The organism is Frankia sp. BMG5.23, from assembly GCF_000685765.2.
Taxonomy (GTDB): Bacteria; Actinomycetota; Actinomycetes; order Frankiales; family Frankiaceae; genus Frankia; species Frankia casuarinae.
This window is the reverse complement of record NZ_JDWE01000076.1, coordinates 1-13,057: the sequence shown is the minus strand read 5'-3', so window position 1 is coordinate 13,057 and position 13,057 is coordinate 1. Positions and strand designations below refer to the sequence as shown.

Sequence of the window (13,057 nt, the reverse complement as noted above, 5' to 3'; positions counted from 1 at the left end):
CTGCCGCCATCACCCCCGTCCAAACCCCACCACCAACATCCACACCAACTTTCCGTCACGCTCCGCATATGCAAAAAGATCCAAAACAGGCTCTTACCCGCCCGGACCGAGCGCAGTCGTTTCAGTCCGCGCATCGGCCGGAGCCGGGCTTTCAGGCGGCCGTGGTCGGTTTCGATCCGGGTGTTCTCCCGGGCGGCGTCGGCGTGGCAGGACTCGGGAAGCAGCTCGTCGAGGAGTAGCGGGTAGACCGGCGTCTTGCCGGTGGTGACCTCGGCTGGCCGGCGGCCTTGGGCCAGTGCTCGAACGAAGAAGCGCCGGGCAGCGGCCTGGTCGCGGCGGGTGCTGGCCAGGACGTCGATGACCTGCCCGTACTGGTCGACCGCCCGGTACGGGTACGTCCAGCGGCCGGCGACCTTCACATAGGTCTCATCGACAAACCCCCTGTCCCCAGGCCGATGACGACACGCCCGGGCCGTCTCGGCCAGCAAGGGCGTGAAGCGCTGCACCCCGCGGTAGATCGTGACGTGGTCAACGTCGAGGCCACGTTCGGCGAGCAGTTCCTCGACATCCCGGTACGACAACGCGAACCGCAGGTACCACCGCACCGCCAGAATGATCACTTCCGGTGGGAACCGGAACCCCGCGAACTCCGACGCCGGAACCGGTGGACAGACACGACCTCGACGCATCAGCCGATCATGACTGATCAGGATTCGCGATGCCGGACTCCGCCGATGCGACAGTGTCACGCCATCTCGCGCACACACCCACCAGCCACTCAGGGTAGTTGACAGCACAGGGGCGTCAGCGCCGTCAGCGACCAGGCGGCTGCCGGGCAGGCTCGCTGGCTGCGGGCTCGTGCCGGTCTACCCTATGAAGTCCGCTACCGGAAGAAGCGGCGCCTGGTGCTGGACATGCTCGACCAGATGACGGGCGAATAGGGGCTGGGTAAGCTGCCTGATGCGGGGCTGGGTAAGCTTTCGGTGATCCTGACAGTTGACGTAAAGGCGGGATATCTTTCAACTGAGCGTTCAGCCAATCTTCCACATGATGTGTTTCTACCTGCTTGGCAGCATTCTTCAGGCGCTCGCGTCGATCTTCCTCCTCCAAGTTCAGCGCCGTGTAGAGAGCGCCCGCCATCTGATCGATACTAAAGGGATCCAACGTGACGGCATACTCGCTGAGTTCTTCGTAGACGCCTGCCTTCTCTGACAGGGCCAGCACGCCGCAGCGTTGCTTGCGCGCCGCGACCTCCTTGGCCAGCACCGCGACCTCCTTGGCCACCAGGTTCATACCGTCCGCAACAGGGTTAACCATGATCACATCGCAGATCGAGTACGCCGCGACTGCGAGTGGGAGATCCTCGACGTAGTGCAGATCGATGGGCTGCCACCCGTCCGGAGCGTACCGTGCGTTGATCTCGGCGACCTTATCATCGATCTTCTTGATGTAGTCGGCGTACGCGGGCACGTTCGTACGGCTCTTTTGCAGCAGTGCCAGAAAGCGGACCTTCCCGACCAGTTCAGGATGATTATCGAGCAGCTTGCCGAAGGCATCGAACCCGCGTACGGCGTTCTTGCTCGGGTCGGTGCGGTCCACCCGCAGGATGAGCTGAAGATCCTCCGTCTGGAATTTCTTCTCCAGTTCGGAGATGTGTTTCTGCACTTCCTGTGTGCGTTGGATCTCTTTCAACGCCTCCGGGTTCACTGAGATCGGGTAATGGCGGACCCGGACGGTGCGGCCGTCTACATGTACCTCCAGCGTGTCCGGATTATCCGGGTCCCTCTCGACCCTAACGCCGGGCAGCTCTTGGGCGCACAGCGCAAAGTTACGTGCGGCGCTGCGGGTCTGGAAGCCGACGATGTCGTTGCCGAGCAGGCCCCGAAACAGCCGCTCACGGATATCCTCCGGGAGGATATGCCACGCCTCTGGGCTCGGCCAGGGAATGTGGATAAAATGTGTGATCATGGTATCCGGGCACTGTTCCCGGACCCGTTCGGCCACCAGATAGAAGTGATAATCATGCAACATTACCAACGCCTTGCTGTCGCGCTTACGGACCTCGTCGATGACTGCATCGGCATAGACGCGGTTTACCTCGGCGTAGCCGCGCTCGAAGGCGTCGCGTGTCTCCTGCGTGATCTCAAGTTGCCAGTCGCCACTCTTGTAGAGTTCGTGCTGGATGAACCACAGGATCGGGTTCGACCACACCTCGTAGAATTTGTGGTAGGCCTCCTTGTCGGTGTCGACCATCCGCATATCGATCTTCGGGCCCTCGGGCTTGCCGTCGACAACACGCGGTTGTATAGGGATTAAGCCGTCCTTGTGACGGGCGGCGGCGGTGACGTCCGCGTCGGTCAACGCCCCGCAAACCCAGACGACCCCGTTCTCGCTGAGGCGTTCGGCGAGGCCGGACAGCGCCGACACGAGCCCACCGCTCCCGCGGTTAGTCTTCAGCTCCCCGGAACCGTCGCGGTAGTGACTCACCGGACCGCGATTGGACAACAACACCAGCGGCAGGTCGGTATCGGGCATGATTGTGCGGCCTCCTCAGTCGTTCGCGGAGGTGCCGGGACAGCTACCGGTTCCCGAACCTCCAGCGGCGCGACACCATCGGTGATCGCTTGATTGGAAAAGATGAACTCAGGGCGTTCGATCCTGCGGGTTCTTTTTGGTTCGGGTTTAGGTTCCTCGCCAGGTGGGGGTGGTCTCGCCCGTTACGCGCCTGGCTGTATTGTTGATCATTGCCAGGTGGATCATCGCTTCGGAGCGGGCGGGGTGGGTTTCGTAGTCACGGGCGAGACGTCGATGTGCGGTGATCCAGGCTGATGGGCCGGTCGCGCAGCGAGGTGCCAGCTTGAGCTGGTCCTTTTCCGCGCGGCCTCCCGCCGAACCGGACTTGATGGTTTCCCGATCATCCGGCTCCCAGTGACGCAGGACATCCAGCACCGTTGCGGCGCTCTGCATTACTCATACCTCCCGAGGCTGGGTTGTCCGATCACCTGGTCCCCTTCACCTTTCGGACCCAGGCCAGCCATCCGGCCCAGGAACCTCCCTCCAAGTCCCTCCCGGCTGAACCGGGGATACAACAGAGTGCCTCGCGGCGCACGGGGTGCGTTCGACGATCCACCTTTTCTCGAGAACCTCGAACGTGCGTTGGCCGGGTCGCTTCCGAACGATCAGAACGGTCTTCCAGAACGGTCTTCCTCAGGTACTGGCCCGCCCACTGGACGAACTGTCCGGCGAAGCCGCCATCGGCAAAGATCAGGGCGATCGCTGGCCTGCCCTCGCACTTCTCCTCGAAGACTATTCACAGCACACAGAAACAAGATCCAAAGCGAGTTCCTAGACAACCCTGGCTTCCGCGGAGTCGCTAACGGATGCACCCGTTAAATACTTTGTTAAATTGAGTTGGTCTCTGGCGGGTCGAGCTGGCGTGGTCGTAGCTGGTTTCGTACTCGGATGCGTCGAAGGGCATCACCGGTGGTGTCTGGAGGTGCAGCAGGTTCCACCCGTCGTTGGCGGCGAGCACGGTGAAGTCGGTGAGGCGGCCGAGACCCGGTAGTGCGTAGCGCACGTGCCTTCCCACGGGTGGGTGGATGCCGACAGCAGCAGGTGCGGACGACCGCCCAGGAAGGCGCGTACCCCTCAGGTCGCCGAGATCCGGAAGAACCCCGGGCGGCGTGCGTGTGGTCGCTGTGCGGGGGAAGCCCGGGTCGGCAGCCATGCGGGGGTGTCCGCATCGGACGTGTTCAGTGATACGCCGCGCACCAGCCTGATGCAAGCGCTTGCAAGCACCGTCGAGGTCGGCGTACCGTTCCCGACATGATCTAGGTCACCTGGTGGATGGGTCAGGTGGGGGTTCCGGCGGGTGCGTTGGGGACGAGGAGGAATCCGGGATGGGCAACAGCATCAAGAACGTGACCGCGTTAGCGGGCGCCTCCACGGCGACGGTGTCGCGGGCCGCTGCCGGGCGTCCCCGAAAGCGTCCGACTACGGGTCCGGGAGGCTGCCGCGTGGTGGGCTGTCACGGGGGCGCCGGGGCATCGACCCTCGCACGGCTGCTGGCGACCGGGTGGATGTCGTGTCCAGGTGCCGTATGTGCAGCGCTGGCGCTACCTCCGCTACCTCCGCTACCTCGAGGATCCGTTCGACGAGCCACCGCCAGCCAAGATCAGATCTGTGGTGGCGGACATTCGCGCCGCGCTGGCCGTGCCTGAACAGGAGGGACCTTTTCGTGCTGATCATCGCTCTGCAGTCGTTGGCCGCCATCGATCCGCTCGTGCCCAACCCGCGCCCCCAGGCACCCGAGGGGGTGCAAGAAACCGTGAACATGGTGGTGGGCTGGTTGAAGTACGGAGGGTTGGTCGCTGGTGTGGTTGGACTGCTCATCTGCGCGATCATGATGGCGCTCGGTCGTCGGAACCGCTCCCAGATGAGCGTGGAGGGCGCGGCCGGTGTGCCGTGGGCGCTCGCGGCGATGAGCCTGATCTTCCTGGCGGGGTCCTTCGTCTCGGCGTTCATCCAATGACGGGCCAGGGAGCCCGCCGGCCGATGGTCCTGGTCATCGCCGCCGTGGCGCTGGTCGGTGCCGGGGGCCTCGTCGGCATACGGCTCACCGGCGGCGACAAATCCTCCCGGCCGGCTGGCCCTGGGCACACCAGCACCAGCACCGTCGAGGCGGCCGGGCAGCCCAGCTTTGGGCTCGAATCGTCGCCCCCGGTGTCACCGCCCCCGGTGTCACCGCCCCCGGTGTCACCGCCCCCGGTGTCACCGCCCCCGAGGGCGGACGACGTTACGTTCTACGACTTTATCGGCGGTCTGCGGCTGCCACGGTCGGCCGCGGCAGGGCCGGCGCATCTCGACGGGTTCCTCGCATCGGGTTTTGCTCGCTCACGGATCGGCAGCGTGCTGGCCGCGATCAACATCGCCTACCGGACCGCCGGGACCCTTGGCGAGTCGGTGTGGCGGCCCACCATCGAACGGCAGGTCATCGGGGATAACCGCACCGCGCTGTTAGCCGCCGCCCAGCGCGAGGGGCGTCAAGACATGCCTGGCCCGGGGGAGCGGATCGCAGGATCAGACTCCCGGATCATCGGCTGGCAACTGGAGAGCTACTCCCAGGACACGGCGATGGTGCGTTACCTGCTCCTCCTGATCCAGGCGAAGGGCCAGCCCCTGCTGGCGGCAGTGCGGGTCGAAGTGCGCTGGGTCGACGATGACTGGAAGGTCGTCGCTCCGTCAGGCGGGGATTGGAGAAACGCCGGATCGCAGGTGACGGACACCGCAGGCTTCAGGATGCTCGCCCAGTTTTAAGGAGTCCGCCGTGTGTGTGCCTTTTGATGTGCTGTGCTATATCAAAGATGGAATCAAAGATCTTGCGAAAGAGATATTCAAAGAAATCTTCGCAGGTGATGTAGCCGAAGCAATCTTCGACATGTTCCTCGAGGTGGTCGCCGACAGGGTCGCCGACGCGGTCGGCTGGATGGTGAGGATGTCGACGTCCTGGTGGGTCAATGTGCCCTCCATCAACCTCAAGGGGGACGTTGCGACGATCGGGATGATCCGGGGTTTCCTGCTGCCGATCGTGGTGGTGATGTTGGTCGGCGGGCTGATGGTGCAGGGCATCCGGCTCGCGTTGGAGCGGCGGGTCAATCCGCTGGTCCGCGCCGGCCGCGGACTGATCACTTATGCGGTCGCCACCGGGGTTGGCACCACGCTGATCGCGGCCTTGGTCAATGCGGGGGATGCATTCTCCACCTGGGTGCTCAACACCAGCACGGATAACGAGTTCGCCGAGCGGATGACCAAGATCCTCACACTGACAGGCACGCACGGCGGTTATCTAGTGCTGATCCTGCTGGGTCTGCTGGCCTTCCTAGCCAGCTTCATCCAAGCGGTTCTCATGATCTTCCGGGATGGGGCGATTCCCATCCTGGTCGCTGCGCTGCAGCTCGCCGCCGCGGGGAAGATGACCTCGGTGACGGAAGGCTGGTTCCCCCGGGTCACCGGGTGGGCCGCCGCGCTGGTGTTCTACAAGCCGACCGCTGCCCTGGTCTACGCCACCGCGTTCACGCTGGCCGGCCACGGTGAGGACGCCCGCACCGTGTTCACCGGCTTCACCATGATCATTATGGCGGTGTTGGCGCTGCCGGCGCTGATGCGCCTGTTCAACTGGACCGTCGCCCAAGCCGGGCAGGACGGCGGAGACGGGCAGCTGCTGACATCCATCGGTTTCGCCTTGCAGGCGGCTGCGGGCCTGCGCGGCGCCAGGAGTGGGGCACCCGCGGGTGGCTGGCCAGCCCCCGCGCACGCCCGGTACATGCAATCCCTGGCGGAGGGTGAGCCACCGGCGGGTACCGGTGGAGGCGGGACACCGTCCGGAGCGGCCCTGACAGGCAGGCAACCGGCAGGCGGGCCGCCCGGTTCGCCCGGTTCGCCCGGTTCGCCCGGTACGGCCGCCGGTCCCCCGGGAGCGAGCGCGGCCCCTGAGGCTGTCCGCGGCGCGGGGCAGACCGCGGCCGCCAGGATGACCCCGCCGACAGGACCGTCGCCGATCGGAACCCAGGGTGGGGGTGAGGGGACATGACCGAGCCGACGCCGGTACGGACCTACGGTGGCTGGCGGCGGGCCCGCGGGCTGGGTCTGATGGGTCTGACCACCGGGCAGACGTTGGCCGCCCTGGGCATGTTCGCACTGGTGCTGCTGGCGGCCACGATCCGCCCACGGGCGCTGCTGGTGCTCGGCCCGCCGCTGGCGGTGCTGCTGGGAGTGACGGTGGCCCGCTGGGACGGGATCCCGCTGCTGCATGTCCTGGTGCAGCACGTCCGCTGGCGGTATGCGGTGCTGCGCGGCTGGAACCGGCGGGACGGCGGGGTGCTGGTGGCCCACCCTCGGGCCTGGCAGCTGCCCGGGGTGCTGGCCCCGATGGCCCTCGTCGACGTCGAGGACGGCGCCGGGGGCCGCTACGGGCTGGTCTGGGACCGCCGCACCGGCCTGCTGACCGCGACGATACGGGTGTCGGCCACCTCTACCTGGCTGGCCGGCTCGGACGCGGACACCTGGACGGCGTCCTGGGGCGGCTGGCTGGCCAGCCTCGGCTACCTGCCGGCGGTGCGCTGGGTCGCGGTCACTGTGGACACCGCACCAGACCCAGGCACGACCCTGCGCGACGCCCTCCTGGGCACGCTGGACCCTGCCGCACCCTCCGTGGCCCGGCAGCTCGTGCACGACCTGGTGGCCTCCCCGCACACTACGGCCGACGTCGACACCCGGGTGTCGATCACGTTCGATCCGCGGTTCGCGCCGACCCGACCAGCGAAGGTACTGGACGCGGCGGTGGAGTTCTCCCGCACCCTGATCGGGCTGGAATCGGCGCTGGGTGGCTGCGGGGTCACGGTGCTGGGCCGGGCCAGCGCGGCCGAGCTCGCTGGCGCCGTGCGGGTCGCGTTCGACCCGGCCAGGCGGGGAGAGGTCATCCGGCTGCTGGAAGGCAGCGCCCGCGGCGAGCGGAGGCTGCTGCGCTGGGCGGACGCCGGGCCGGTCGCCGCACGCGAAACCTGGGACGCCTACCGACACGACTCCGGACTGAGCACCTCCTGGGGCTGGCGGGAGGCCCCCCGCCAGCTGGTGCACTCCGATGTGCTGGCTCGCCTGCTCGCGCCAGGCCCCTGGCCGACACGGGTGACGATGCTCTACCGGCCCATGCTCGCCGGTGTCGCGGCCCGGACGTTGGAGACGGAGGTCAACGCCGCCACGTTCCGGGCGCTCTACCGGGCCCGCACTGGCCGGGACGCTACCGCCCGCGACAACGCGGACGCCGCCGCGGCGGCCCGGGCCGCCCGGGAAGAAGCCCAGGGCGCCGGCGTGGTGCTCATGTCGCTGTACGCCACGGTTACCGTCGACAGCAGCCGGCCCGAGGATCTCCCGAAGGCCGTCGCGGACCTGGAGGCCCGCGCCGACACCGCCAAGATCCGGCTGCGGCGGATGTACGGGGCGCAGGCGGCCGGGTTCGCCGTCACGCTGCCGTGCGGGATCTGCCCGCCGGCGCTCGCCACCCGGTGGCCGCACTGATGCCCCGGCTACTACCGGTACGCCGCAGCCCGGCCCCACCGACCCGGGCGCCGCTGCTGGCGCATGCCCCGGCGGTGATCCCGCCGGGGGAGACGATGCCCGCGGCCGCTGCCGAACCGCTTGCCCCGGCCTGGGGATGGAAGACACCCGGCGCCGGTCGGGCCGGGCATGTCGTCGTCGCACCGGAATATCAGGCGACCACGGTGCAGGCCGTTGGGCTGTTCCCGTTCGTCGCCGGCTCCGGCTCCCCGATCGCCGGGGTGCCCGTCGGCCGGCACATGCTGTGGGGGGAAACCGTCTGCCTGGACCCGCTGGCCTGGCTGCGCGCCGGTCTGGTCACCAACCCGGGGATGTTCATCCTCGGCCAGCCCGGGGTCGGCAAGAGCGCGTTGACCCACCGGCTGATCACCGGGATGGTCGCCACCGGCGTGCGCGCGCTGATCCTGGGGGACACCAAACCGGACTACGTCCGCCACATCGACGCGCTGGGCGGTCAGATCATCCGGGTGGGCCGCGGTATGGACCGGATCAACCCGCTGGACGCCGGTCCTCTGGGACAGGCGCTGACCCGGATGGATCCCGCCGATGCCGCGGCGCTGCGGTGGGAGGTCCGCGGCCGCCGCCTCGCGCTGCTGTTGGCGCTGATCCGCCTGGTGCGGGGCGGCCGGATCCTCAACATCGAGGAGGTCATCCTCGGCCGGGCGATCGACCTGCTCGACGAACGTTTGAAGGTGCCCCCGACCGTGCCGGATGTGCTGCGTGTCCTGGACGAGGGTCCCGACCAGTTACGCGCCGCGGCCCGTGCCGGCGATCTGGCCAGCTACGCCGAGAGGGTCGCCGGCCTGGTCGCATCCCTGGCCCTGCTGTGTGAAGGATCGCTGGCGGGGGTGTTCGACGGGCCCACCAGCCGGCCGATCGACCTAGATGCCCCGGCAGTCTCGGTGGACATCTCCCGGGTGGGCGCGGCCGGGGACACCCTGCTAGCCGCCGCGCTGCTGTGCACCTGGGCCTACGGACACGGCGCGGTCGACGGCGCCGCCGCGCTCGCCGACGTCGGCCTGGCCCCCCGGCGGCATTTCGTCGCGGTCATGGACGAGCTGTGGCGGGCGCTGCGCGGCGCCCCCGGTCTGGTCGAGCACGCCGACACGCTCACCCGGCTCAACCGGGCCCGCGGCATGGCCAGCCTCATGGTCACCCACTCGCTGGCCGACCTCGACGCGCTGGTCACCGAGGAGGACCGGGCCAAAGCACGCGGGTTTATCGACAGGGCCGCGATCACGGTGCTGGCCGGGCTCCCGCCGCGGGAACTGACCCGGGTACAGGAGATCACCCCGCTGACCGACGCCGAGGGAGAGATGGTCACGAGCTGGTCGGCACCGGACTCCTGGCAGTCGAGTCACCTGCACCCCGGCCGCGGTAAATACATGATCAAAACTGGGGGGAGGCTGGGGATCCCGGTGCAGATGACGCTTACCCCCGACGAGGTAACGCTGTACGACTCCGACCAGGCAATCCGCCGGGACCTCCGGTGAGCCGCCCGGGCGCCTGCCGGTATGAGGCTGCCCCCTGGGTGTTACTCGGCCTGTTGTGGATCTCCACCGTCGTGTTCGGGCTGGTATGGCTGACCGCCCGGCTGGCCGCTGCCGTCGGCGGCGGCCAGGTCGCCCCCCTGCCCGACATGGCCGGCTACCTGCTGCGCGGCCGCGCTGACCTGGCCTGGCCCGGGGTGGCCACCGGCTGGCTGATCGCCAGCGGGCTGCTGTGGATGTCGGCCGTTGGGGTCCTGGTCGTGCTCGTCACGCGCCGCTGGCGGCGTTGGACGTTCCGCCGCCACCGCGAAACCCGCTGGCGGCTCGCGTTGCCGTCGCTGGCCGGCCCGGACGACCTGGCCGCGTTGACCCCGGCCGGGGTGGCCAAGCGGGCCCGTAAGCTGTGCCCGTCGCTCGCTGCGCTCGACCGCCGCCGACTATCCCCGACGCAGACCGGCTGGCCGCTGGGCGATCTCGTGCCCACCGGCCCGCCGCTGCGCGGCACCTGGGAGGACGTCGCCCTGGCCGTGATGGCGCCGCGGGCCGGCAAGACCACCGGCCTGGCCGTGCCGATGATCCTCGATGCCCCCGGCGCGGCGGTCGCGACCAGCAACAAAGCCGACCTGTGGGCGGCCACCGCCTCCCTGCGCGCCGCCCACAGCCGGGTGTGGGTGTTCGATCCCCAACAGGTCGCCTACGCCGAGCAGACCTGGTGGTGGAATCCGCTGGCCGCCGTCGCCGGCGTCGAGGACGCAGACCGGCTCGCCGGGCATTTCCTCCAGGAGATCCGGGACAAGAACCGCGACTTCTGGTCCGCCGCCGCCGGTGACCTGCTTGCCAGCCTGCTGCTGGCCGCCGCCGTCTCGAAACGCACCCTCACCGACGTCTACGAGTGGCTCAACGACTCCGGCTCCCCGCTACCCGCCGAGCTGCTCGCAGCCGGCGGCTTCCCCACGGTCGCCGCCGGGCTGCGCGGCCGGCAAAGAGGCGCCCCTGAAACCCGTGAAGGCGTCTACGAAACCGCCAGGACGGCGGCGAAGTGCCTGCGCAACGCACGAATCCAACGCTGGGTCACCCCCGGTGCGGCCACCGTCGAACTGGACATGGCCGCGTTCGCCGCCAGCAACGACACCCTCTATCTGCTGTCCAAAGACGACGAAGGCGCGGCCAGCCCGCTGGTGGCCGCGCTGACCGACCAGGTGCTGCGCGCAGCGGTACGCCGCGCCGAATCTCGCGGCGGCCGGCTCGACCCACCGATGGTCACGGTCCTGGACGAGGCCGCGAACGTCTGCAAGATCCAGGACCTACCGGACCTGTACTCCCACCTCGGCTCCCGCGGGGTCGTCCCGCTGACCATCCTGCAGAGCTACCGCCAAGGCGTGCGGGTATGGGGGGAGCCCGGCATGGACGCGCTGTGGTCCGCCAGCACAATCAAGATCCTTGGGGCAGGTATCGACGACGCCCGCCTGGCCGAAGACGTCTCCCGGCTGGTGGGCGAGCACGAGGTGGACACCGAATCGGTCACCCGCAGCCGCCAGGGTGCGGGCCTGTCGGTGTCCGCCCGCCGACAACGCATCCTCGAACCCGGAGACATCCGGGCGATCCCCAAGGGGTGGGCGCTGCTGCTGGCCACCGGCGCCCGCGCCGCAGTGCTCGCGCTACGCCCCTGGTACACCGGCCCCCACCACGCCGAGATCGCCGCGGCGGTCGCGGAGGCCACCGCCGAGCTCACCGCCCGGGCCGGCGGCCACCACACCGCATCGGAGTCGATCGATGACCGCCCCGTCACCCACAGTTGACGATCTCGCCGTGCAGGTGGCCCGCCTGGAGAAGACCGTCTACGACCTCGCCGCCGCGGCAGCCGCGTCCACCGACGGCGCACTGCAGACGCCCGCTGACGCGCAGGCACCTGCTGCGCTGTGCTATCCGGACCTGCAGACCTGGGTCGCCGAGTTCTTCGCCCCGGTGTTCGCCCGGCCGCTCGGCGGCGAATGGCGGTGGTGCCCGCAGTGGTGGGACCACGTCGAGGCGGCCCTGCGGTTAGAAGCGTTGTGGCGCTCCTTCGAGCACCTGCGCCTGAACGGGCAGACCGGCATGGCTGTCTGGCTCCGTGACCATCTGGATCACCAGCTGCCCCGGCTGATGGCCCCCACCGGGCCGTTCGCCCGATGCTCACCCGACCGGCCCCACCGCCCGCACGAACCCGACCAGACCCTGCCTGTGATCCCACCCCCGCCCGGCTGGCCCCACGACGGATAGATCGTTCACCAGCCGCGCGCGAGGGTGCGGCCCGCCACTGGCGACGCGGTCGGGGTGAGCTTGGCCGTCGGCGGCGTGACGGGAGGGGACGGGGTAGGCCGGGTGGGGAACGCCGCACCGGTGATACGGCCCTGCTGGGTCGCACGGGCCTGCCGGCCAGGATCGGGCTGGGTGGGTGAACCGGGCGGGGCTGGTCGGATGATGCCATCGTCGATGATTTCCTTGGCCTGAGCGGTCCCGGCCGCGCTGTGCGGTGCCCTGTCGTGCCGCGGCTGGGGTTCGAGCGGCTCGGCCCGCTCCGTCAGCGCGGGCGTGCGCTGGGCAAGGAGGAACTGGGCGGCGAACAGCAGACAGGTGACGGTGTCGACCGCCTTCTGTTCGATCGCGCTGATGGCGTCGAGCAGCGGATCGGAGTAGGTCGTGGGCTGTTGGTCACTCATGTCCGGATCACTCCTCGGGTCGGTTGATGTCCTCCCCCCGCCTGGAGGGATCCGTCGCCCAATTCGGTCATGCGACGAGCGCGAAGGTGAGGGTGCTGAAGTGGGTGGTTCGTGTTCTCCCGGTCGGGGTGTCGGTCCACCAGGCGCCGAGGCGGATGATATTGATCGCGGTGGTGGCGAAAACGTGAGCGAGATGATTCTTGGGCAGGCCGTGGTAGCGGGAGTGGCGGATGCCCGCGGCCGCTGGTGCCTGTGGCCTGGTGCCTGTGGCCTGGTGCTCTCGATCCCGGCCCGGATATCGTAGCGCTGTTTCCAGACGTCGGTGGCCTGCTCGGTGCGGATGCGTTCGAGCAGGTGGTGCTGTTCTCGGGGACGCCCGGCAGCGTCACGCAACGCCCGCGCACCGTCGCCGTGGAGACGCCCGCTAACGCTCACGTAGCAGCTTGGTGGGCTGCTGCGGTGTGGGCGTGGCGGCGTCAGGCGCCGACGTGGATGTGGGACGCCCACTGTGACGGGGATCGCGGTGCGTAGTTGCGCTGGGCACGGGTGGCGTTGTGAACGGCCGCGGCCACGTCGCTACCGTCGGCTAGGAACCTGTAGATATTTTCCGCGAGGTCGACGGCGATCTGGTCGTTGATGGGCCACAGCGTGGCGATGACATGCCGGTAGCCGGCGAGCTGGAAGGCGGAGGCGAGGTGCATCGCCTCGTCGGAAAGCTCGCCGCCCGGGCGGGCGGTTTCGCACGCGGACAGGTAT

12 protein-coding genes and 2 pseudogenes are annotated in these 13,057 nt (G+C 68.7%); 7 read left to right on the top strand and 7 right to left on the bottom strand.

What is annotated here, in order from left to right:
* From BMG523DRAFT_RS20280 to BMG523DRAFT_RS20265, 5 genes and pseudogenes are all read right to left on the bottom strand, one after another.
* A partial coding sequence (locus BMG523DRAFT_RS20280; RefSeq protein ID WP_235463285.1) for an IS6 family transposase occupies nt 1–689 on the bottom strand: 689 nt, incomplete at its 3' end.
* 124 nt (nt 690–813) lie between these two features.
* Nucleotides 814–2,535: a trehalose-6-phosphate synthase gene (locus BMG523DRAFT_RS20275; protein WP_083494897.1), complete on the bottom strand. Its 1,722-nt coding sequence runs from the start codon at nt 2,533–2,535 to the stop codon at nt 814–816.
* A 147-nt stretch (nt 2,536–2,682) separates the two neighbouring features.
* A pseudogene (locus tag BMG523DRAFT_RS24890) lies at nt 2,683–2,823 on the bottom strand (IS5/IS1182 family transposase); the annotation flags it as partial.
* A 189-nt stretch (nt 2,824–3,012) separates the two neighbouring features.
* Nucleotides 3,013–3,265 (bottom strand): annotated as a pseudogene (locus BMG523DRAFT_RS27525) (hypothetical protein); the annotation flags it as partial.
* Between the two features lie 108 nt (nt 3,266–3,373).
* Nucleotides 3,374–3,577 carry a hypothetical protein gene (locus BMG523DRAFT_RS20265; RefSeq protein ID WP_043592001.1) on the bottom strand — a complete coding sequence of 68 codons (204 nt, stop codon included), beginning with the start codon at nt 3,575–3,577 and terminating at the stop codon, nt 3,374–3,376.
* Between the two features lie 660 nt (nt 3,578–4,237).
* Here BMG523DRAFT_RS20265 and BMG523DRAFT_RS20260 point away from each other — a divergent pair.
* From BMG523DRAFT_RS20260 to BMG523DRAFT_RS20230, 7 genes are read left to right on the top strand one after another with little or no spacing between them, the layout of a single operon-like run.
* Nucleotides 4,238–4,531: a hypothetical protein gene (locus BMG523DRAFT_RS20260; protein ID WP_043592000.1), complete on the top strand. Its 294-nt coding sequence runs from the start codon at nt 4,238–4,240 to the stop codon at nt 4,529–4,531.
* Complete coding sequence (locus BMG523DRAFT_RS20255) at nt 4,528–5,316, top strand: hypothetical protein (protein WP_160323735.1); 789 nt, start codon at nt 4,528–4,530, stop codon at nt 5,314–5,316. The genes BMG523DRAFT_RS20260 and BMG523DRAFT_RS20255 overlap by 4 nt, the downstream gene beginning before the upstream one ends.
* A gap of 10 nt (nt 5,317–5,326) precedes the next feature.
* The gene (locus tag BMG523DRAFT_RS20250) at nt 5,327–6,589 is read left to right on the top strand and encodes a hypothetical protein (RefSeq protein WP_134351197.1); all 1,263 of its coding nucleotides are present in this window, start codon (nt 5,327–5,329) and stop codon (nt 6,587–6,589) included.
* Nucleotides 6,586–8,073, top strand: a complete 1,488-nt coding sequence (locus BMG523DRAFT_RS20245; protein WP_043591997.1) for an SCO6880 family protein — start codon at nt 6,586–6,588, stop codon at nt 8,071–8,073. The genes BMG523DRAFT_RS20250 and BMG523DRAFT_RS20245 overlap by 4 nt, the downstream gene beginning before the upstream one ends.
* Nucleotides 8,028–9,605, top strand: a complete 1,578-nt coding sequence (locus tag BMG523DRAFT_RS20240) for a hypothetical protein (protein ID WP_200923132.1) — start codon at nt 8,028–8,030, stop codon at nt 9,603–9,605. Before BMG523DRAFT_RS20245 ends, BMG523DRAFT_RS20240 begins: the two co-directional genes overlap by 46 nt.
* Nucleotides 9,602–11,401, top strand: a complete 1,800-nt coding sequence (locus BMG523DRAFT_RS20235) for a type IV secretory system conjugative DNA transfer family protein (protein WP_051623976.1) — start codon at nt 9,602–9,604, stop codon at nt 11,399–11,401. The genes BMG523DRAFT_RS20240 and BMG523DRAFT_RS20235 overlap by 4 nt, the downstream gene beginning before the upstream one ends.
* On the top strand, nt 11,376–11,861 hold the full coding sequence (locus tag BMG523DRAFT_RS20230) for a DUF4913 domain-containing protein (protein ID WP_051623975.1): 486 nt from the start codon (nt 11,376–11,378) through the stop codon (nt 11,859–11,861). Before BMG523DRAFT_RS20235 ends, BMG523DRAFT_RS20230 begins: the two co-directional genes overlap by 26 nt.
* Nucleotides 11,862–11,866: 5 nt before the next feature.
* Here the strand turns inward: BMG523DRAFT_RS20230 and BMG523DRAFT_RS20225 are convergent, their stop codons facing one another.
* On the bottom strand, nt 11,867–12,301 hold the full coding sequence (locus BMG523DRAFT_RS20225; protein WP_043591996.1) for a hypothetical protein: 435 nt from the start codon (nt 12,299–12,301) through the stop codon (nt 11,867–11,869).
* Nucleotides 12,302–12,777: 476 nt separating this feature from the next.
* A partial coding sequence (locus tag BMG523DRAFT_RS20220) for a CHAT domain-containing protein (RefSeq protein ID WP_043591994.1) occupies nt 12,778–13,057 on the bottom strand: 280 nt, incomplete at its 5' end.

Excerpts from the sequence above, each read along its gene's own strand:
- BMG523DRAFT_RS20275 (WP_083494897.1), bottom strand. The coding sequence starts at position 2,535 with ATGCCCGATACCGACCTGCCGCTGGTGTTGTTGTCCAATCGCGGTCCG.
- BMG523DRAFT_RS20255 (WP_160323735.1), top strand. The coding sequence starts at position 4,528 with ATGACGGGCCAGGGAGCCCGCCGGCCGATGGTCCTGGTCATCGCCGCC.
- BMG523DRAFT_RS20245 (WP_043591997.1), top strand. The coding sequence starts at position 6,586 with ATGACCGAGCCGACGCCGGTACGGACCTACGGTGGCTGGCGGCGGGCC.
- BMG523DRAFT_RS20230 (WP_051623975.1), top strand. The coding sequence starts at position 11,376 with ATGACCGCCCCGTCACCCACAGTTGACGATCTCGCCGTGCAGGTGGCC.
- BMG523DRAFT_RS20225 (WP_043591996.1), bottom strand. The coding sequence starts at position 12,301 with ATGAGTGACCAACAGCCCACGACCTACTCCGATCCGCTGCTCGACGCC.